The sequence below is a fragment of the Pseudomonas sp. genome (assembly GCF_051660785.1).
Lineage (GTDB): Bacteria > Pseudomonadota > Gammaproteobacteria > Pseudomonadales > Pseudomonadaceae > Aquipseudomonas.
In genome coordinates this window covers 57,440-75,961 of record NZ_JBOFQE010000079.1, presented here as the reverse complement: position 1 = coordinate 75,961, position 18,522 = coordinate 57,440, and the positions used below count along the sequence as shown (strand labels likewise).

Genomic DNA, 18,522 nt, shown 5'->3' with positions numbered 1-18,522 from the left:
TCTATGCTCGCCCTCGGCAAACTGCTTGAACTGACCCTCGCCGGCCGTGAACCGGCGGAGAAGACTCAACTGACTGTCGAAGGCGTGCGCATGCGCTGGTTGAGCGAAGGTGCGCTGGAAGTCCGGCCACCTGAGGCTCGCGACAATGGCCTGGACCTGCTGCTTTCAGCCGGTATCCACGGCAACGAAACAGCACCGATCGAGCTGCTCGATCGGCTGTTGCATGACATCGCCCGCGGTGACTTGAAGCCGCGCGCACGTATTCTGTTCCTGTTCGGCAATCCGGAAGCGATTCGCAAGGGTGAGCGTTTCGTCGAGCAGGACGTCAATCGGCTGTTCAACGGCCGTCACGAACAAACCAGCGGCTCCGAAGCCCTGCGCGCCTGTGAGCTCGAACGGCTCGCGGCGAGTTTCTTCAGCCTGCCGGACCGCAACCGTCTGCACTACGACCTGCACACAGCGATTCGTGGCTCGAAGATCGAGCAGTTCGCGTTGTACCCCTGGAAAGAAGGGCGCCAGCATTCACGCCTGGAACTGGCGCGCTTGCGTGCCGCCGGCATGGAGGCGGTGCTGTTGCAAAACAAGCCGTCGATCGTTTTCAGCTCTTATACCTACGACAAGCTGGGTGCCGAGTCTTTCACCCTTGAGTTGGGCAAGGCGCGGCCGTTTGGGCAGAACGATGGGGTTAACGTTTCGCTGCTTGAAACCCGGCTCCAACAGATCATCGAAGGCAACGAACCCGCGGTGACTGACGAAGGCCTGAACGGTTTGCAGTTGTTTAGCGTGGCGCGGGAAATCATCAAGCACAGCGACAGCTTCCGCCTGAACCTGCCGGCGGACATCGAGAATTTTTCGGAGTTGGACGTGGGTTACGTGCTGGCCGAAGACATCGCCCAGACTCGCTGGATCATCGAAGAGAAGGGCGCCCGGATCATCTTCCCGAACCCCAAGGTGAAAAACGGCCTGCGCGCCGGCATCCTCATCGTGCCGACCACCGACGATAACCTCGCCTGAATCCACCGCAAACCAATGTGGGAGCTAGCCTGCTAGCGATTGCAACGTGTCAGTCACCCTGATTGTCGACTGATACTCCGCTATCGCCAGCAGGCTAGCTCCCACAGTTATGTCCGGTGTTTAGACCGCTGAGTTCACCGCAAAACCAATGTGGGAGCTAGCCTGCTAGCGATTGCAATGTGTCAGTCACCCTGGGTGTCGACTGATACTCCGCTATCGCCAGCAGGCTGGCTCCCACAGTAATGCCTGGTGTTTAGACGGCTACCGCACGCGGCTCGCTGCGACGCAATACCCGAATCTTGTGCAGCGTATCCGCACAGGTCTTCGCCGCTTCCTGACCTTTATGCACGAAATGCTCGAAGAAAAACTTCTGATGCTCTTCGCCGGAATGGAAGTGGTGCGGGGTCAGGGACACGGAGAACACCGGCACTTCGGTTTCCAATTGAACCTGCATCAGGCCACTGACCACCGACTGGGCGACGAATTCGTGACGGTAGATTCCGCCGTCCACCACCAGGGCTGCCGCGACAATACCGGCATAACGGCCTGTCTTGGCCAGCAACTTGGCATGCAAGGGCATTTCAAAGGCGCCGCCAACTTCGAAGAAATCGATGTCGGATTCCTGATAACCCTGGGCAATCATTTCGGCAACGAAGCCCTTACGGCTCTGGTCGACGATTTCCTTGTGCCAGCAGGCCTGAATGAACGCAACGCGCTCGCCCTGATGGTTTTTGCTTTTGCTATCGATTGCGGTGGGTTGCATGTTCTGACTCCTGTTTATGTAAAAAACAGGGCATATGAATCGAATGGGATTTAAGGGTACGCACGCTCGCACGAATGCCCGCGGACGGCCCTTTGGCGCCAATCCCGTTCTCTCTTCATCCGGACTATGACCGTCGGCCCCGGGATCACACCGGGTCTGCTGACCTTGCCGCCAGACACCGCCGAAGCCGTGCTGTCACCAAGCGCTCGCGGGCTATGCGCGTTGCGCGCAATTACCGCCGGTGGGGAGTTGCACCCCGCCCTGAGAACGTTTTGCCGCCAGATTGTCTGGCGGCGAAGCGTTTTTAACACATATTTCCGAGCCGTGCATTGCTGCTATCTGATGATTGCTATCGACTTTTTCGTTCGCTTGGGGTTGATTAATCGTCCTCATGGCCGCAGTAATTCCTGACTGAAAGGGATTTTCCCTGCTTACCGAGGCCAGATTCATGAGCGTTATCGATCTTCGCAGCGACACCGTTACCCAACCGACCGCCGAGATGCTCGACGCGATGGCCAGTGCGGCCACCGGTGATGATGTGTATGGCGAGGATCCGACGGTCAATCGTCTGGAAGCGGATTTGGCAAAACGGCTGGGTTTTGCCGCTGCGTTGTTCGTGCCGACAGGCACCATGAGTAACCTGCTGGGCCTGATGGCTCATTGCGAGCGCGGTGACGAATACATCGTCGGCCAACAGGCGCACACCTATAAATACGAAGGTGGCGGCGCGGCGGTGCTCGGTTCGATCCAGCCGCAGCCGCTGGAAGTGCAGGCCGACGGTTCGCTGGACCTGGCCCAGGTGGCGGCGGCGATCAAACCGGACGACTTCCATTTCGCCCGGACGCGGTTGCTGGCGCTGGAAAACACCATGCAGGGCAAGGTTCTGCCGTTGGAATATCTCGCCCGTGCGCGCAGCTTTACCCGCGAGAACGGGTTGCAGCTGCACCTGGACGGCGCGCGGCTCTACAACGCGGCCGTCAAGCTGGGTGTCGATGCCCGCGAGATCACTCAGCACTTCGACTCGGTTTCGGTCTGCCTGTCCAAAGGCCTGGGCGCGCCGATCGGTTCGGTGTTGTGCGGCTCGGCTGAGTTGATTGGCAAGGCGCGGCGCCTGCGCAAGATGGTCGGTGGTGGCATGCGCCAGGCTGGCCTGTTGGCGGCGGCGGGGCTCTACGCGCTGGATAACAACGTTCAGCGTTTGGCCGATGATCACGCCAACGCGCAATTTCTGGCCGATGAGCTGCAAACGGCCGGTTACGAAGTCGAGCCGGTGCAGACCAACATGGTTTACGTGAACATGGGTGACAGGGCTGAAGCACTCAAGGCTTTCGCAGCCGAGCGCGGGATCAAGTTGAGCGCAGCCGGACGCCTGCGAATGGTCACGCACATGGACGTCAGTCGCGCTCAAATCGTGCAAGTCGTGGCGACATTCGTCGACTTTTCTCGCAACTGATCGCCTTGGCGGTCCAATTGACCGTTTCTATCGTATAAACACGCTGTACCCCGCGCGCTGGGCCGATATAATGCGGCCCTTTGCCGTCGCTTCGTCTGTTGACGTTTCGCACAGGCCTTTGGCCGCAGCCTCCGTGGAAGAACCTAATGAAAAGCGCAGAAATCCGTGAAGCCTTCCTTCGCTTCTTCGAAGAGCAAGGCCACACCCGTGTAGCCTCCAGCTCTTTGATTCCGGGCAACGACCCAACCCTGCTGTTCACTAACGCGGGGATGAACCAGTTCAAGGACTGCTTCCTGGGCCAGGAAAAGCGCGCGTACACCCGCGCCGTCTCCAGCCAGAAATGCGTGCGCGCCGGCGGCAAGCACAACGACCTGGAAAACGTCGGTTATACCGCCCGTCACCACACCTTCTTCGAAATGCTGGGTAACTTCAGCTTTGGTGATTACTTCAAGCGCGACGCGATCACCTACGCCTGGAACTTCCTGACCTCCGACAAGTGGCTGAACCTGCCGAAAGAAAAGCTCTGGGTCACCGTCTACGCCAGCGATGACGAGGCCTATGACATCTGGACCAAGGAAATCGGCGTTCCGGCCGAGCGCATGGTCCGCATCGGCGACAACAAGGGCGCGCCGTACGCCTCCGACAACTTCTGGACCATGGGCGATACCGGCCCGTGCGGTCCTTGCACCGAGATTTTCTACGATCACGGCGCCGATATCTGGGGTGGCCCGCCGGGTTCGCCGGAAGAAGACGGCGACCGTTACATCGAGATCTGGAACAACGTGTTCATGCAGTTCAACCGCACCGCCGATGGCGTGTTGTACCCGCTGCCAGCACCGTCGGTCGACACCGGCATGGGCCTGGAGCGGATCAGTGCCGTGTTGCAGCACGTTCACTCGAACTATGAAATCGACCTGTTCCAGAGCCTGCTGACCGCATCGGCCAAGGCCATCGGTTGCACCAACGACGCTCAGGCTTCCCTGAAAGTCGTGGCTGACCACATTCGTTCCTGCGGCTTCCTGATTGCCGACGGCGTGCTGCCGTCCAATGAAGGCCGTGGCTACGTGCTGCGCCGGATCATTCGTCGCGCTTGCCGCCACGGCAACAAACTGGGCGCCAAGGGCAGCTTCTTCTACCAGATCGTCGCGGCCCTGGTCGCCGAGATGGGCGAAGCCTTCCCTGAGCTGAAATCCCAACAGGCGCACATCGAGCGCGTCCTGAAAGCTGAAGAAGAGCAATTCGCCAAGACCCTGGAACAAGGCCTGAAAATCCTTGAGCAGGATCTGGCCGAGCTCAAAGGCGACGTGGTACCGGGCGACGTGGTGTTCAAACTCTACGACACCTACGGTTTCCCGATGGACCTGACCGGCGACATCGCTCGCGAGCGCAGCCTGACCATCGACGAAGCAGGCTTCGAGCGCGAAATGGAAGCCCAGCGCGTCCGTGCCCGTTCCGCCAGCTCCTTCGGCATGGACTACAACAGCCTGGTCAAGGTTGACGTGGCCACCGAATTCACCGGTTACAGCGCTCACAGCGGTTCCGCCAAGATCGTTGCTCTCTATAAGGACGGGCAATCGGTTGACGTACTGAGCGAAGGCGAAGAGGGCGTGGTCGTTCTCGATCAGACGCCGTTCTATGCGGAATCCGGTGGTCAGATCGGCGATTGCGGCTTCCTCCAGGCTGGCGCTGCGCGTTTCGACGTGCGCGATACCACCAAGACCGGCGGTGCGTTCCTGCACCACGGTGTGCTCGACTCCGGTAGTCTGATCGTTGGCTCGCCCGTTCAGGCTCAGGTGGATGCCGACGTACGTCACGCCACTTCGCTGAACCACTCGGCGACTCACTTGCTGCACGCCGCGTTGCGTCAGGTGCTGGGCGATCACGTTCAGCAGAAAGGCTCGTTGGTCGACAGTCAGCGCCTGCGCTTTGACTTCAGCCACTTCGAAGCCATCAAGCCTGAACAACTGAAAGCGCTGGAAGACATCGTCAACGCCGAGATTCGCAAGAACTCCGAAGTTGAAACCGAAGAAACCGACATCGAAACCGCCAAGCAGAAAGGCGCCATGGCGCTGTTCGGCGAGAAATACGGCGACAACGTGCGCGTGCTTAGCATGGGCGATTTCTCCGTCGAACTGTGCGGTGGCATCCACGCCAACCGTACCGGCGACATCGGCCTGCTGAAAATCATCAGCGAAGGCGGCGTGGCTTCTGGTGTGCGTCGTATCGAGGCAGTTACCGGTGCCGCGGCACTGGCTTACTTGAACGCTGCAGAAGAACAACTCAAGGAAGCGGCCAACCTGGTCAAGGGCAGCCGCGACAACCTGATCGACAAGCTGTCGGCTGTGCTGGAGCGCAACCGTCTGCTGGAGAAGCAACTCGAGCAGTTGCAGGCCAAGGCTGCCAGCGCGGCGGGCGACGATCTGTCGGCTTCCGCGCTGGATGTCAAAGGCGTGAAAGTGCTGGCCGTGCGTCTGGACGGTCAGGACGGCAAGGCGCTGCTGGCGCTGGTCGATCAGCTGAAAAACAAACTCGGCCGCGCAGTGATCCTGCTCGGCAGTGTCCATGAGGAAAAGGTCGTTCTGGTTGCAGGCGTAACCAAAGACCTGACTGGCCAACTCAAAGCCGGTGATTTGATGAAGCAAGCCGCTGCGGCAGTGGGCGGGAAGGGCGGTGGTCGTCCAGACATGGCGCAAGGCGGTGGTACTGACGCTGGCGCACTGGATGCGGCACTGGCCCTGACGGTTCCATTTGTAGAGCAGGGTTTATAAGGCAGAGTGTCCGGCCCGCAGTCTAGTGGCGGACCGATGCGCTGTTTGAGTGATTATTTGGGCGCCCTTCATGGGCAGAGGCGGCTTTGAAATGGCTTTGATCGTACAGAAATTTGGAGGCACCTCAGTCGGCACTGTCGAGAGAATCGAGCAGGTCGCCGACAAGGTTAAGAAATTCCGCGATGCCGGCGATGACCTGGTGGTTGTCCTGTCGGCCATGAGCGGCGAAACCAACCGTCTGATCGATCTGGCCAAGCAAATCAGTGGCGACGGCCAACCGGTTCCGCGTGAGCTGGATGTGATCGTTTCCACGGGCGAGCAGGTGACGATTGCACTGTTGGCCATGGCGCTGATCAAGCGCGGCGTGCCGGCGGTGTCGTACACCGGCAACCAGGTGCGGATTCTGACGGACAGCGCGCACAATAAAGCGCGTATCTTGCAGATTGATGACCAGAAGATTCGCGGTGATCTGAAGGCGGGTCGTGTGGTGGTTGTCGCCGGTTTCCAGGGCGTCGACGAGCACGGCAACATCACCACCCTCGGTCGTGGCGGTTCCGACACCACCGGTGTGGCGCTGGCAGCGGCCTTGAAGGCTGATGAATGCCAGATCTACACCGACGTCGACGGCGTCTACACCACCGACCCGCGTGTGGTGTCCGTGGCCCAGCGTCTGGACAAGATCACCTTTGAAGAGATGCTGGAAATGGCCAGTCTCGGTTCCAAGGTGTTGCAGATCCGTGCGGTAGAATTCGCCGGCAAGTACAACGTTCCGCTGCGCGTACTGCACAGCTTCAAGGAGGGTCCGGGCACCCTCATTACTATTGATGAAGAGGAAACCATGGAACAGCCGATCATTTCCGGCATCGCTTTCAATCGCGATGAAGCCAAGCTGACCATCCGTGGCGTGCCAGACACCCCGGGCGTTGCATTCAAGATTCTCGGCCCGATCAGTGCCGCGAACATCGAAGTCGACATGATCGTGCAGAACGTTGCGCACGATAACACCACCGACTTCACCTTCACCGTGCACCGCAATGACTTCCAGGCCGCACAAACCGTGCTGGAAAACACTGCTCGCGAGATCGGTGCCCGTGAAGTGGTGGGTGACATCAAGATCGCCAAGGTCTCGATCGTCGGCGTCGGCATGCGTTCCCACGCAGGCGTGGCCAGCCGCATGTTCGAATCACTGGCCAAGGAAAGCATCAACATCCAGATGATCTCGACGTCGGAGATCAAAGTCTCCGTTGTGATCGAAGAGAAATACCTGGAACTGGCTGTGCGCGCTCTGCACACGGCTTTCGAACTGGACGCACCGGCCCGAACGGGCGAGTGATGCGTTTGCCAAAGGGCGCGGTCTGACCGCGCCCTTTGTCTTTTTTGAATAGCGCGACCCTGGAACTGTTCTTTTGCTCGCGCTGGTCAATACTCAGGCATGTAGGGCTGCGATCGTTCCGGTTGTAGGTCGAGTGCCTTTTTTTTGCAGACTGTTGTCCCTGAAATGAAATGCGTGAGGAGAAAGGTATGCTGATTCTGACTCGTCGGTGCGCAGAAAGCCTGATTATTGGTGATGGCGAAATCACCGTGACCGTGCTCGGCGTCAAAGGAAATCAAGTGCGTATTGGCGTTAACGCACCCAAAGAGGTTGCGGTTCACCGTGAGGAAATCTACTTGCGGATCAAGAAAGAGAAGGACGACGAACCAAGCCATTAATTTTTATCGTTTTTTATGTTTGCAAACGGGGAAGAAGCTGGTTAATATACGCCCCGTGTTGCGGAGAGCTGGCCGAGTGGCCGAAGGCGCTCCCCTGCTAAGGGAGTACACCTCAAAAGGGTGTCGGGGGTTCGAATCCCCCGTTCTCCGCCATTATTTGCGTAGTACGTTGTAATCTGGCTTTTTTCGGTAAGTGTTTGAAATTACTAGAAAAAGTGCTTTACATAGAGATTAGACGGCCTATAATGCGCGGCAACAAATGCACTCGTAGCTCAGCTGGATAGAGTACTCGGCTACGAACCGAGCGGTCACAGGTTCGAATCCTGTCGAGTGCACCATTTAAGAGTTGTTTGCAGTAATGTGAATGACTTGGCTCCAACCAGTTGTGATCTGGTATAAAAACACAAATGCACTCGTAGCTCAGCTGGATAGAGTACTCGGCTACGAACCGAGCGGTCACAGGTTCGAATCCTGTCGAGTGCACCAAACACCAAAAAGCCCGCGTTTAACGCGGGCTTTTTGCCGTCTGGAGTTTGGCTTTTCCCTTCGTGCATCCTTTCTCGTCGAACTCGACGTGTGCGCTACGACCTCGCTTGATGTCGTAGCGGTAGCTCGTCGCAGAATTCCTGATACTGATCTTGTCCGGCTTGCCCAGAGCGCTCTCGACATCCTGTTGAGTCATGCCGGCGACGATCCGTTGATTGATGATTGCTTCGCGACGCTCCTTGGCGCTAATCAGGTTTCCACACTTGTCCTCGAACTGGCCGACAACGGTTGGCTCCTTCCTTACGGTTTTCGTGGTGGGCGCTTCCCGGCCTTCAGCCTCCGGCATTAGCGCCATCGCAGTGCCGGGCATGAAGGGGCGCACATCCTGTAGGGAGAGGCTCTCACCGTCCGTGCAGCTCAACGTAGTGAAGGTGAGGCGACCGTTGGGTGCTTCGCAGCGGTGAATGGTTGCTGCATGCATTCGGGGCGAAAGGCAGAGCAGGGCAAGCAGTAAAAAATAAACAGTAATCGATGGCATCAAACGTCCTCCTTGACGGTCCATGTCAGGGTAGCCGCTACATTTTTCGACGAGGGTGTGTTTTCTTTTCAGGATGAGTCGTCGCAGTTGGAGAGATCAAGACTGCACTCAGCTTTGTCTTGCAACCGCTTGTTTCAGCCACGATTTTTTAACGTTTAAAACCGTCGGGCGGTGTATCATTGCGCCCGTCAGCCCCGCCGGGGCTTGTGGAATACCTCCATGGACTTACCCAGTAGTTACTCAGTATCCCGTTTTTCCAATCATGAATTGACTGATTGATCCTTCCGGCGTGCCCCGCTGCTGGGAGTGGAGTTCGCCTATGTCTGAAGTTGAAGTAAAGAAAACGCAAGAAAGCTTGCAGGACCGCCTCGCTCAAGTCGTTGAGCTGCTGCAGCGCCAGCGGGTGGTCGAAGACCTGACTCATCGCCAGGAAGGTCCGCATCACGAACGGGTCGAGAACCTGGTTCACCGGCAAAACCTCGTCGAGCTGCAACGCAAGCTTGATGACCTGCACTCCGCCGACGTTGCCTACATCCTTGAAGCCTTGCCGCTGGACGATCGTCTGACGCTCTGGCAACTGGTCAAGGCTGATCGCGACGGCGACATCCTCCTCGAAGTATCCGACTCGGTTCGTGAAACCCTGATCGCCGACATGGACGATCATGAGCTCCTGGCTGCGGCCAAGGACATGGACGCCGACGAACTTGCTGACCTGGCTTCCGAGCTGCCGCGAGACGTCGTCCATGAGCTGATGGAAACCCTCGATGGTCAACAGCGTGAGCGCGTGCGCTCGGCGTTGTCCTATGACGAGGAGCAGGTCGGTGCGCTGATGGACTTCGAGATGGTGACCATCCGTGAGGATGTCAGTCTCGAAGTCGTTCTGCGTTACCTGCGCCGTCTCAAGGAGCTGCCGGGCCACACCGACAAACTGTTTGTGGTCGATTACGATGGCGTGCTCAAGGGTGTGTTGCCGATCAAGCGTTTGCTGGTCAACGATCCGGAAAAGCAGGTTTCGGAGGTCATGGCCAGCGACCCGGTGAGTTTTCACCCGGACGAGGACGCCTATGACGCCGCTCAGGCCTTCGAACGTTACGACTTGATCTCGGCGCCGGTGGTCGACAAGAACGGCAAGCTGATCGGTCGTCTGACCATCGATGAAATGGTCGACCTGATCCGTGAAGAGAGCGAAAACGAAGTGCTCAACATGGCGGGTCTTCGCGAAGAAGAAGACATCTTCGCCTCCGTCTGGAAATCCCTGCGTAACCGTTGGGCCTGGCTGGCCGTCAATTTGATCACTGCGTTCATCGCATCCCGGGTGATCGGCCTGTTCGAAGGCTCCATCGAAAAACTGGTAGCGCTGGCGGCACTGATGCCGATCGTGGCCGGTATCGGTGGCAACTCGGGCAACCAGACCATCACCATGATCGTTCGCGCCATGGCCCTGGACCAGGTGAGCACCGGTAATACGTCACGATTGATGCGCAAAGAGCTGGCCGTCGGTTTGATCAATGGCCTGGTCTGGGGCGGCGTGATTGGCGTCGTGGCCTATCTGCTTTATGGCAGTTGGTCCCTGGGCGTGGTGATGACCGCTGCCATGACGCTTAACCTGTTGCTTGCGGCGTTGATGGGGGTTTTGATTCCGATGACCCTGGCGCGGCTTGGGCGCGACCCTGCGATGGGGGCCAGCGTGATGATCACGGCCATGACGGACAGTGGCGGGTTCTTCATCTTTCTCGGGCTGGCGACGATCTTCCTGCTCTGACTTGTCTCCTTGTAAAAACCCGCCAAATCGGCGGGTTTTTTATTGCCGAAATTCAGGCAAAAAAAAGCCAGCGATTATGCTGGCTTGAGCGTTCGGTTTGAATCAGGACGCGTCTGCGGCCATTTCAGCGTCATGGGCAATCAGCGAAACAAGGGCATTTTGCTGACGGTGGGAGAGTTGGCGAAAGCGTTGCAACAATTCACGTTCGTGCAATGACAGCTCGGGGCTGTCGAGGCGCATGCTCAATTCTTCGCCCAGTGCGCCTTCCTGAATAAGACTCTGCTCAAGGCGCGCAATGATTTCGGAGTTCATGCTGCGATGATGATTGCGAGCCACTTCGGCAATGCGTTCACGCATTCCGTCTGGCAGACGTACGACGAACTTGTCAGCCGTACGGCTGGAATAAATTGCCTGTTTCAATGGGCGCATATATTTAACCGGTTAGTTCAGGGGAGCGGTTCTCGGGATTGGCCGCAAGATGTCTGATAGGACAAGCTCTCTGGCCAAATGTTCAACCTGAATTGAGAGAGGCGCGCATCATGCCTCAAAGCAGCCAGATCATTGGCGTCAATTCTGTGACAAATATTGAGCTAGGTAAAGGCGTTATGCCAGCACCCATATCAGAAATGCGGACTGGTTGGAAAACTTGGCCTCAAGTCCGTATCGCTGACCGCCATTTCTGCCCTCAGGTAATGCTCGAAGATGCCTGAAGGTGCATGCTAGGCGGATTCGATCATTGGTCCTTACTTTATACAGGATAGTGGCAAATGGCCGATTTACTAGTGGCGGACCCGCAGTGGGGGATGATTCAAGATGGATGGCAGGTTGATTTACTTGATGGGACCTTCCGGATCCGGCAAGGACAGCCTCATTGAAGCGGCTCGACAACCGTTACGCGCAATCAACGGAGAAGTGGTGCGCCGTGTCATCACCCGCTCTGCCGAATCCGTGGGCGAAGACGCCATCGGTGTTTCCCGCGAGGAATTCGCACAACGCCGCGATAAAGGTGACTTCGCGCTGTGGTGGCACGCCAATGGCCTGGATTACGGTATTCCGAACCAGATTGATGATTGGCTAAAGGAAGGCCGTCATGTGTTACTCAACGGCTCTCGCGGCCACCTTGCTGAGGCACGCAAGCGCTATCCCACGCTGCTGCCGGTGCTGTTGACGGTCAGGGATGAAGTGTTGAGAGAGCGTTTGTTGAAGCGTAACCGTGAGAATCATGAAGAAATCGAAGCGAGATTACGCCGTAACGGGTTATTTACGGCTGATGATTCCCTCGGCGATACGCCTATCTATCGACTCGACAATTCTGCCGAGCTTGCCGTCACCGTTGAAAATCTTCTCGCTCTGCTCAAACTCAGCGTAAAACCGGATCGAACTTGATTTTGCGTCCGACGATCAGCGCCAGCACGAACAACGCGCCGAAAACGCCGCAGGCAATCAGGGGAAGGGTGGCGCCCGTGTCCGGGACCAGTGAGAGATGAAGAATGCCGCTCAGTAAGGCAAGGATCAAAAATCCCGCGGCTGATTTGGACATGCTGTGCTCCTGATAGGGTGATTCAAAATACCAAGCGTTCCGATGACTGCGACACCAGCGGGTAATTTTCCTGGCTCGCTTCCTGCCCGACAAAGCCGCGCTGATCGTTCATGACGGCCAATTGCGGGGCTTTTTGCAGCTGGAGGTAGTGCGGCATCCGTTGCGCGACCTGCGCAGCGCCGTTCTCGGGGGCAAAATGAACACCCAGCAGAACGGTAAGGGCGATCGCATTCGAGAGTAAAAGGACGCTGTTCATGAGGCTGACCTCGGCGGTTCGTGAGAACAGCTAAAGCAGCCCGCGTGCCAAGAGTCTAACGGCTATTAAATCCTTTAAAAACAAAGAATTAACTTATTGATGAAGAAGGCGGTCGTTGCAAATTGCAATGATGGCATTTTGAGAGGGTGCAATTTGCACGGTAAATTAAGCCACGGTGACGAAGGGCGTCTGCCTACACTTAAAAAGCCCGAAGGACGACATGACAAAAGCAGGCCTGCCCGTTAACATGCACGCCGTCCATCGCTCCACATTTCATGTGGGCGATCTGTGTCTCAGTAGCTCAATTGGATAGAGCATCCCCCTCCTAAGGGGAAGGTTGGCAGTTCGAACCTGCCCTGGGACACCATATAAATCAGGCCTTTCAAGCCGTCAGCCGAAATTGTCATTTGTGTTGTGACAGCAGGGTGGCAGCAACAGGCACAGAAAGCCCCGCTAGGAAATTACCCTGTGGGGCTTTTTTCGTAATGATGCTAGCTGGCAGGCAAGGAGGCTTTGTGAAGTACTGTAGAAACGAGCAATGTTTTTGTGGGTCAGGCAAAAAATATAAGCATTGCCACCTGGGGCGTGAGCAAGAGCCGCGTGTGAATCCGTGGGATGTCAGCGCAGCGGTTCGAAAAGACTTTTCTGTGAAGCTGTGCTCTGCCCCAGATGCAATGTTAGGTAGTTGCTCCGGCAAGATCGTGGCTGCTCATACTGTCCCTAGATCCGGAAGTTTGAACAAAATTGCTCGAGATGGGCACGTCCTAGCATTCGTACCATCCTTTGAAAATCTAAATAAACATAAAGGGATGCTTTACCCTGAACTAGTAGGGGTTGGCAAAGCATCCACATTCTCCGGATTTTGCTCGGTACATGATGACGGGTTGTTCGGTCCTGTCGAGAAGGAAGCATTCACGGGAAGCCAGAAGCAATGCTTCCTGCTGGCTTATCGTGCGTACGCTAGAGAGATTTATACGAAGCGAGCGGCAGCGGAGACATCTAAGTTGCACAAGGATTTGGATCGAGGTAGATCACAAGATATTCAAATGTCTATCCAAATGTTTAGCTTCACACACGGTCTTGGTCTGGCTGCCGCCCTGAGAGACATCAATCATCACAAGCCGCGTTTTGAGGCTCCTCTTTTGAATGATGACTACTCTTCAGTCCGATCCTACATTGTCGAGATTGAAGGTCCTCCACCGGTAATGTGCAGCGGTTCGTTTGCTCCTGAATATGACTTCGATAAGACCCAACTGCAGGATATGGTGGACATCACCGTAACCCCTCATATGCTTAGCGTCACTTCGTTCTACGGCGGGGCGAGTGGTCAAATCGTCTTCACGTGGCTGTCGGAGGATGATCCAGTCTGCATTCCAGTGATTGAAAGCCTGGAGCGTATAAGCGACCACGATCTATCGTCGAGGATGGTCGCCTTCCTATTTGAAAATTTTGAGAATGTGCACATTTCGCCAGATTGGTGGGACGCAATTGGCAAAGGGTCGCAATCCGCCCTTATCAACCGGATGATGGGTGATATGGGGACTATGTTCGGTGCGCCTCGCTCTAAGAAGCTGAAATGCGAGGTCCCTCCGTGGTCAGTAATTAGTCGGCGCCGCGTGGGTTGCTGACATTTAAACCCCGCGAACCATCGTCAACTCATATCCCTGATTCTTAGTACTGTCGTGGTTGAGCAGTCAGCGTGCCGGGCAGTGGCTCGGATCCCCAGCCCTGCCTTAAGTAACTCTTTAACGCGTCTGTGCAGATCGGAGTCGACCGGTCGGCCTTGGTACTTGCCAGCAGCTTTAGCCTTTTCGATACCCTGAGCCTGGCGCTCGCGGCGCTGCTCATAATCCTTCCGCGCGATCGCGGCCATCATTTCCACCAGCATTGAGTTGATCGCCCCCAGCATCCGGCCAGTGAACTCGTCACCCTTGGTGTCCTGCATTCCCTGGTGGCTGGTTGGCAGATCGAGCGCGACGATGCGCAAGCCCTTGGAGTCGATAGCAGCCTTGAGCTTCTGCCAGTCCTCCACCGGTAAGCGGGAGAGCCGATCTATCGACTCCACCAGCAGCACGTCACCCTTGCGCGCATCTTTGAGTAGGCGCAGCAGCTCAGGGCGGTCTGCCGTGGCTCCGCTGGCGTTCTCCAGGTACACGCTCGCAATGACCTTGTTGTGGTCGGTGGCGAATTGCTCGAGTGATACCCGGGCGCGGCCGGCGTCCTGCTCTTCGGTCGATGCTCTGAGGTATGCGCGGATGAACATGATGTGCGTGCCGTATCAGTTAAGGTGTCTCACTAATACTGTTGCACTTTGGGTGTTACTTATCAAGCGGAAAGGGCAAATAAACGCAAATTTGCGTGTATCAGCTCAGGCATACCCGAAAAACCTCGCTCGGCAGTTTCACTTCAATACGGGATACTGGCCCCCTTTGCCGCCGAACTTGAAGGGTTGGCTATGACCTGGCGTACTGAGGAAAGATGATGGATCACAATTTAACAGGTTTGTTTCTCGGGGCGGGAGCTTCATATGACGTTAGTATGCCACTCGTTTGGGAACTTACAGCGGAACTAAAAAAATGGCTAACCATTGAAAAACTAAAGTTGTTCAATGTTGGTTGGAGAGAACAAGGTGGTGGTCATCCTGATGAGGTTATAGATGATTTTATTTCGGTTTTATCTAGAGAAGATTTGCACTATGAGAGCGTTCTTGGGTATTTAGAAGTCCAGGCACGAAGGGAGCGCTCCTTATCTTCGCACTATCACACTCTGTATGCATGGCTTGTTGAAATAATCTATTACAAGCTTTACTTAAAACATAGGAGTGGTGCTGAATTTATTGTTCAGCGTTTAGAGCTGTATAGGGGGATTTTTCACCTATACGAAAAAAACAAGCCGCTGTGGGTCTTTTCTCTCAATCACGATTCGATCATTGAAATGGTCGCGAAAAAATTCTCTATCCCGTTATTTTCTGGACTTAATTCAAGCGATGTAAGGTTGCCTCGTCGAAATTCCGAAGGGGAGATTATTGGTTACATAAATGTGGAAACTATCGATAAAGAGACACTTGATCATGGTGCGATGAGCTTTCCCAATCCGGCTGAAAAAGGAATATATTTACTTAAGCTCCATGGTGCGCTTGATTTATTCACATTTAATGATGGTCATGATTTGCTGAAGCTGGTACCTGACGAAGAAACACCAGAGGCGGTAATATCAGTCTTGACGGCCGCAAATGAGGAGCTTGTGTACATCGAGCCCGCTGCACCTGGCGGCAAGCTTAAAGCTCTGAATGAGATCGCCTATGCCGATTCAGAAGGGGTAATGCAGTTCCTACGTCGTAGCTTACTTTCGGGAGCCCACAAGTTCCATGAGCACGCTACTCAGGTTTTACCTAAAGCGATGCTGAATCACTTTAGGGCGAACATAAACTTTGTAAGTAAATTAGTTTGCGTAGGCTACGGCTTCGGTGATCATCATGTAAACGATGTTCTGAAAGGCTGGTTAGAGTTTTCGCCAAAGCGATCCATAGAGATTGTAAATCCGAGCATCAACGCAATACCATCTTTTTTGCTCCATCTTGCTTCTCAAGTGCGTCTCGTTAATTCTGGGGCTGCGGAGTACTTTGACTCGATCGCGGGAATAGAAAGAACCCAAGCTGAACTGATCTCAAAGGAAATTACTGACGCTAGTCGTAAAGCTGGCCCTCAAAGAAGCGTCCAAATTCTAGAGGTTTTTCGCAAGGATGAAGAGAGGAGAGTTGAGGAGATACTTGCGCAGAGGCTTGCGCTGCACAAGAATTCCACGGCCTTTGATGAAAGTGATATTAACGAGCTGATCCTAGCGGCTAAAAATGAGGAAGGTAATGCGGAAGTTGATTGTTTGAGTCGACTTCTTGCCCGTTTTACTGCTGAGGCGCAGTAGGTATGCATGTAGCGATTGCCATGAAAAATGTCAAAGTCAGGTTTTGTCCTCGGCGTAAATCGCAGCGCTTATGATCGCGCCTCCCCACCGACGGTGGCCGATGCACAGGGGCACAGGATTGCCAGAGGCGGTGGTGTTCTTGGCGCTACCGAAAGCGTAACTCGGCATATTTTCAGGGGCTCCGCTTTGCTTCAATCCTGTCGCCTGTGGGCTGAGCATCTGGATAACGCCACCGGCGACCATGGCAATACCAGGGGCTAGCGTGGCTCCGTTGGTAAACGGACTGGCGGTGATCAGTGCGATGCCTATGATGGTTTGCAGTACTCCGGCCCGCTTACTGCCGCAGACCACCGGCACAATGCGTATTTCCTTCGCGCCGCCCAGCATCAGCTCCTTTTCGTCGACGTTCCTGCGGTTTCGAAAAATCGCAAACTCAAGGCCCATCTGTTTTGCGGTCGCGAGATACCGTGCGAAGCCTGGATGGTTTACATCGATCGCCTTCACCGCCTCACGCACATCACCGGTCGACAACTCGTAGGTGTGTTCACGCCCGAACAACTTCGCGGCCGATCCGCTGAGCAAAATTCGAGTCTTGGCGCCATAGTTGGTAGCCATTGCCATAACGTTACTCCAGTGCGCCCGTGGCGCTATTGGTGGGGACTTCCACGCCCAGGCGAATAGCGAGAAGCGATCGCGACATACGCGCCTGATCGAATATCACCTGCTCACGCTGCAGGTCGTAATTCCAAATCCGGTCATAGATCAGCAGGTAGGCCCGGGCGCCCCTGAACGTCCCGCGGAGCAGATCGGCCGAGACGCACGCTTCGTCCTCGGTAAAGAAAGGACCGTCAATGGTCACCTTCTGGCCGTCGCGGACGTGCTGAATATCCCAGACTTGGTAGCCAGAATCGGGGCCCTGTTTCAGTGGGTACGACTCAAAGCGGGTTGTCTTGCACGCCTCGGTAAAGCGTTCTTGGTGGCTGGTCAAGGTTGGGCTCCTGCGGTGACGGCCGAGCTCTGGCGGCCGCGCGCCGATCTAATTAGGCGGCTTCGGATTCTTCCGCGGCGGCTTTGGGTTTGGCCCGGGTCGGGATCTTGTCCAGCCAGGCGCGCAACGCTTCCGAGCCGTCACACCCAGACCGCCATTTTTCAAATCGACCGGCATAGCCCGCTGAGTTCGCAACCATCCCGCTGAGCGACACACCGACCTGGGAGGTGGTGGCGAGCACATCGTCATAGATCGCCAGCATCTGACTTAGGGCTTCCAGGTCGTCAGCCCGTGAAGCGGCGATGCCTGCCCGGGAAAGGCTTGCCGCTGATTCAGCACTGAGGCTAGAAAGCATGGGGTTTGCCCGCAAAACAGCCTCAACAATTTCAGGGTGGCCGCCTTGCCGCGCTTCGGTCATCAGGTTGCGGCGCTCATCAGCACCGAGCCCCCGAACCAGAGCTCTCAACTCTTGATCGGCCAGAAAGCCCACGATATCAGTGCTGGCGCGCGGGGTAACAGGCGAGAAGCCCTGTGTGACCGTCTCGGCCAGGGTGAGCATATCCTTTGCGACGGCCTGCATTGCTGGGAGCAGGGCAGCGGTAACCCCCTCGATTTTCTCCTTGCTCATTCGCTCGATTGCGGATGAGTTGAAGTCTTTGTTTTCTCGGATCGAAGCAATGTCTTCGCCGAAGTCTTTAAATGTCTCCAGCGCGAGCGTTTGAAGCTGGCGGGCAGACTTCATCAGGCCGCCGGCTTGCCTACTACCTTTGCTTCCGTCCGGGCGCTGAATGGAGAAGGTGTGAGCCTCGATGCGTGAGTGCTCGTACTCGGAGTAGTGGAGGTTGGCCAAGCCAACCTTGAGAACTGATCTTTTGCCGATTTTCATTGAGTTACCTTTTGATTGTGTTGGCTTTGGTTCGGCCAGTGTTGGTCTGGGGCTTCGCCCAAGATTTCAAGTAGCGATACTTCTCCCCGAACACCGCCTCCGCCGGCAGCCGCGGCGCTCAACTCGTCCATCAAATCGCTGATGTTTCGAACGTCGTTGTTGTATTGAGCGCTACCGGTCTGCTGCTTGAGCTTGGCGATTTGGCTACGGACGCTCATTGCGAGCCTCGACGATCTGGCGGTACTGATCGGTAACGTAATCAGCCAAGCTGATGCCTTCGGCCGGCCGCTTGAGTTGCCACGCACCACTGGGAGGGAAGGGGCGCATATCCATGATTCCAACTTGTGTAGGATTCCCTGAGCGCTCCACAGCTCGGACATGAAGGATCATCGACTTGGCCATCTCCTCGGCTTCTGAGCTGTTCATCTCGCAGAAAG

General features: G+C 55.9%; 20 protein-coding genes, 4 tRNA genes, 1 pseudogene and 1 riboswitch. Of the genes and pseudogenes, 14 read left to right on the top strand and 11 right to left on the bottom strand.

Annotated features, from left to right (window positions below):
• The first annotated feature begins 3 nt into the window (after window positions 1-3).
• A complete protein-coding gene (gene astE / locus ACRC4F_RS21295; RefSeq protein ID WP_438661112.1) occupies window positions 4-1,014 on the top strand; it encodes a succinylglutamate desuccinylase in 1,011 nt (336 codons plus the stop codon).
• A gap of 253 nt (window positions 1,015-1,267) precedes the next feature.
• Here the strand turns inward: astE and ACRC4F_RS21290 are convergent, their stop codons facing one another.
• Entirely contained in the window at window positions 1,268-1,777 is a 510-nt protein-coding gene (locus ACRC4F_RS21290; protein WP_438661111.1) for a 6,7-dimethyl-8-ribityllumazine synthase, read from the bottom strand.
• A 102-nt stretch (window positions 1,778-1,879) separates the two neighbouring features.
• Window positions 1,880-2,050, bottom strand: a riboswitch (FMN riboswitch).
• A gap of 175 nt (window positions 2,051-2,225) precedes the next feature.
• On the opposite strand from ACRC4F_RS21290, the gene ltaE reads away from it, so the two are divergent.
• From ltaE to ACRC4F_RS21255, 7 genes are all read left to right on the top strand, one after another.
• The gene (gene ltaE / locus ACRC4F_RS21285; protein ID WP_438661110.1) at window positions 2,226-3,230 is read left to right on the top strand and encodes a low-specificity L-threonine aldolase; all 1,005 of its coding nucleotides are present in this window, start codon (window positions 2,226-2,228) and stop codon (window positions 3,228-3,230) included.
• A gap of 146 nt (window positions 3,231-3,376) precedes the next feature.
• On the top strand, window positions 3,377-5,998 hold the full coding sequence (gene alaS, locus ACRC4F_RS21280; protein WP_438661109.1) for an alanine--tRNA ligase: 2,622 nt from the start codon (window positions 3,377-3,379) through the stop codon (window positions 5,996-5,998).
• 91 nt (window positions 5,999-6,089) lie between these two features.
• Entirely contained in the window at window positions 6,090-7,331 is a 1,242-nt protein-coding gene (locus ACRC4F_RS21275; protein WP_008033100.1) for an aspartate kinase, read from the top strand.
• Between the two features lie 188 nt (window positions 7,332-7,519).
• A complete protein-coding gene (gene csrA / locus ACRC4F_RS21270) occupies window positions 7,520-7,708 on the top strand; it encodes a carbon storage regulator CsrA (protein WP_003178872.1) in 189 nt (62 codons plus the stop codon).
• 62 nt (window positions 7,709-7,770) lie between these two features.
• Window positions 7,771-7,861, top strand: a tRNA-Ser gene (locus ACRC4F_RS21265).
• Between the two features lie 108 nt (window positions 7,862-7,969).
• Window positions 7,970-8,046: transfer RNA gene (locus tag ACRC4F_RS21260), tRNA-Arg, on the top strand.
• 71 nt (window positions 8,047-8,117) lie between these two features.
• Window positions 8,118-8,194: transfer RNA gene (locus ACRC4F_RS21255), tRNA-Arg, on the top strand.
• A 19-nt stretch (window positions 8,195-8,213) separates the two neighbouring features.
• Here the strand turns inward: ACRC4F_RS21255 and ACRC4F_RS21250 are convergent.
• Window positions 8,214-8,732 (bottom strand): cell envelope protein SmpA, encoded by a 519-nt coding sequence (locus ACRC4F_RS21250; RefSeq protein ID WP_438661108.1) that lies wholly within the window; start codon window positions 8,730-8,732, stop codon window positions 8,214-8,216.
• 319 nt (window positions 8,733-9,051) lie between these two features.
• Here ACRC4F_RS21250 and mgtE point away from each other — a divergent pair, with 319 nt between their 5' ends.
• Window positions 9,052-10,494 (top strand): magnesium transporter, encoded by a 1,443-nt coding sequence (gene mgtE / locus ACRC4F_RS21245; RefSeq protein ID WP_131059681.1) that lies wholly within the window; start codon window positions 9,052-9,054, stop codon window positions 10,492-10,494.
• A gap of 102 nt (window positions 10,495-10,596) precedes the next feature.
• Here mgtE and ACRC4F_RS21240 read toward each other — a convergent pair whose 3' ends face one another.
• Window positions 10,597-10,923, bottom strand: coding sequence for an Arc family DNA-binding protein (locus tag ACRC4F_RS21240; RefSeq protein ID WP_003178899.1), 327 nt, complete (start codon window positions 10,921-10,923; stop codon window positions 10,597-10,599).
• A gap of 384 nt (window positions 10,924-11,307) precedes the next feature.
• Between ACRC4F_RS21240 and phnN the strand changes: the two genes are divergently transcribed.
• Complete coding sequence (gene phnN, locus ACRC4F_RS21235) at window positions 11,308-11,880, top strand: phosphonate metabolism protein/1,5-bisphosphokinase (PRPP-forming) PhnN (RefSeq protein ID WP_438661107.1); 573 nt, start codon at window positions 11,308-11,310, stop codon at window positions 11,878-11,880.
• On the opposite strand, the gene ACRC4F_RS21230 is transcribed toward phnN, so the two are convergent.
• Both ACRC4F_RS21230 and ACRC4F_RS21225 read right to left on the bottom strand, forming a co-directional pair.
• The gene (locus ACRC4F_RS21230; protein ID WP_438661106.1) at window positions 11,855-12,034 is read right to left on the bottom strand and encodes a PA3371 family protein; all 180 of its coding nucleotides are present in this window, start codon (window positions 12,032-12,034) and stop codon (window positions 11,855-11,857) included. The genes phnN and ACRC4F_RS21230 overlap by 26 nt on opposite strands.
• A 22-nt stretch (window positions 12,035-12,056) precedes the next feature.
• Window positions 12,057-12,290 (bottom strand): hypothetical protein, encoded by a 234-nt coding sequence (locus ACRC4F_RS21225; RefSeq protein WP_438661105.1) that lies wholly within the window; start codon window positions 12,288-12,290, stop codon window positions 12,057-12,059.
• 290 nt (window positions 12,291-12,580) lie between these two features.
• On the opposite strand from ACRC4F_RS21225, the gene ACRC4F_RS21220 reads away from it, so the two are divergent.
• The 3 genes and pseudogenes from ACRC4F_RS21220 to ACRC4F_RS21210 all read left to right on the top strand — a co-directional run bounded on the left by ACRC4F_RS21220 (window position 12,581) and on the right by ACRC4F_RS21210 (window position 13,918).
• A tRNA-Arg gene (locus ACRC4F_RS21220) sits at window positions 12,581-12,657 on the top strand.
• A gap of 118 nt (window positions 12,658-12,775) precedes the next feature.
• Window positions 12,776-12,871: pseudogene (locus ACRC4F_RS21215) on the top strand (SEC-C metal-binding domain-containing protein); the annotation flags it as partial.
• A 21-nt stretch (window positions 12,872-12,892) separates the two neighbouring features.
• A complete protein-coding gene (locus ACRC4F_RS21210) occupies window positions 12,893-13,918 on the top strand; it encodes a hypothetical protein (protein ID WP_438661149.1) in 1,026 nt (341 codons plus the stop codon).
• A 23-nt stretch (window positions 13,919-13,941) separates the two neighbouring features.
• Here ACRC4F_RS21210 and ACRC4F_RS21205 read toward each other — a convergent pair whose 3' ends face one another.
• Window positions 13,942-14,553 (bottom strand): recombinase family protein, encoded by a 612-nt coding sequence (locus tag ACRC4F_RS21205; RefSeq protein WP_438661104.1) that lies wholly within the window; start codon window positions 14,551-14,553, stop codon window positions 13,942-13,944.
• A 218-nt stretch (window positions 14,554-14,771) separates the two neighbouring features.
• Here ACRC4F_RS21205 and ACRC4F_RS21200 point away from each other — a divergent pair, with 218 nt between their 5' ends.
• Window positions 14,772-16,211 (top strand): hypothetical protein, encoded by a 1,440-nt coding sequence (locus tag ACRC4F_RS21200; RefSeq protein ID WP_438661103.1) that lies wholly within the window; start codon window positions 14,772-14,774, stop codon window positions 16,209-16,211.
• Between the two features lie 36 nt (window positions 16,212-16,247).
• Here the strand turns inward: ACRC4F_RS21200 and ACRC4F_RS21195 are convergent, their stop codons facing one another.
• From ACRC4F_RS21195 to ACRC4F_RS21175, 5 genes are read right to left on the bottom strand one after another with little or no spacing between them, the layout of a single operon-like run.
• Window positions 16,248-16,832 (bottom strand): tail assembly protein, encoded by a 585-nt coding sequence (locus ACRC4F_RS21195; protein WP_438661102.1) that lies wholly within the window; start codon window positions 16,830-16,832, stop codon window positions 16,248-16,250.
• Window positions 16,833-16,836: 4 nt separating this feature from the next.
• On the bottom strand, window positions 16,837-17,199 hold the full coding sequence (locus ACRC4F_RS21190; RefSeq protein ID WP_438661101.1) for a hypothetical protein: 363 nt from the start codon (window positions 17,197-17,199) through the stop codon (window positions 16,837-16,839).
• A 52-nt stretch (window positions 17,200-17,251) separates the two neighbouring features.
• Entirely contained in the window at window positions 17,252-18,085 is an 834-nt protein-coding gene (locus tag ACRC4F_RS21185; RefSeq protein ID WP_438661100.1) for a hypothetical protein, read from the bottom strand.
• A complete protein-coding gene (locus tag ACRC4F_RS21180; RefSeq protein WP_438661099.1) occupies window positions 18,082-18,303 on the bottom strand; it encodes a hypothetical protein in 222 nt (73 codons plus the stop codon). Before ACRC4F_RS21180 ends, ACRC4F_RS21185 begins: the two co-directional genes overlap by 4 nt.
• A complete protein-coding gene (locus tag ACRC4F_RS21175) occupies window positions 18,290-18,412 on the bottom strand; it encodes a hypothetical protein (protein WP_438661098.1) in 123 nt (40 codons plus the stop codon). The genes ACRC4F_RS21180 and ACRC4F_RS21175 overlap by 14 nt, the downstream gene beginning before the upstream one ends.
• Window positions 18,413-18,522 lie beyond the last annotated feature (110 nt).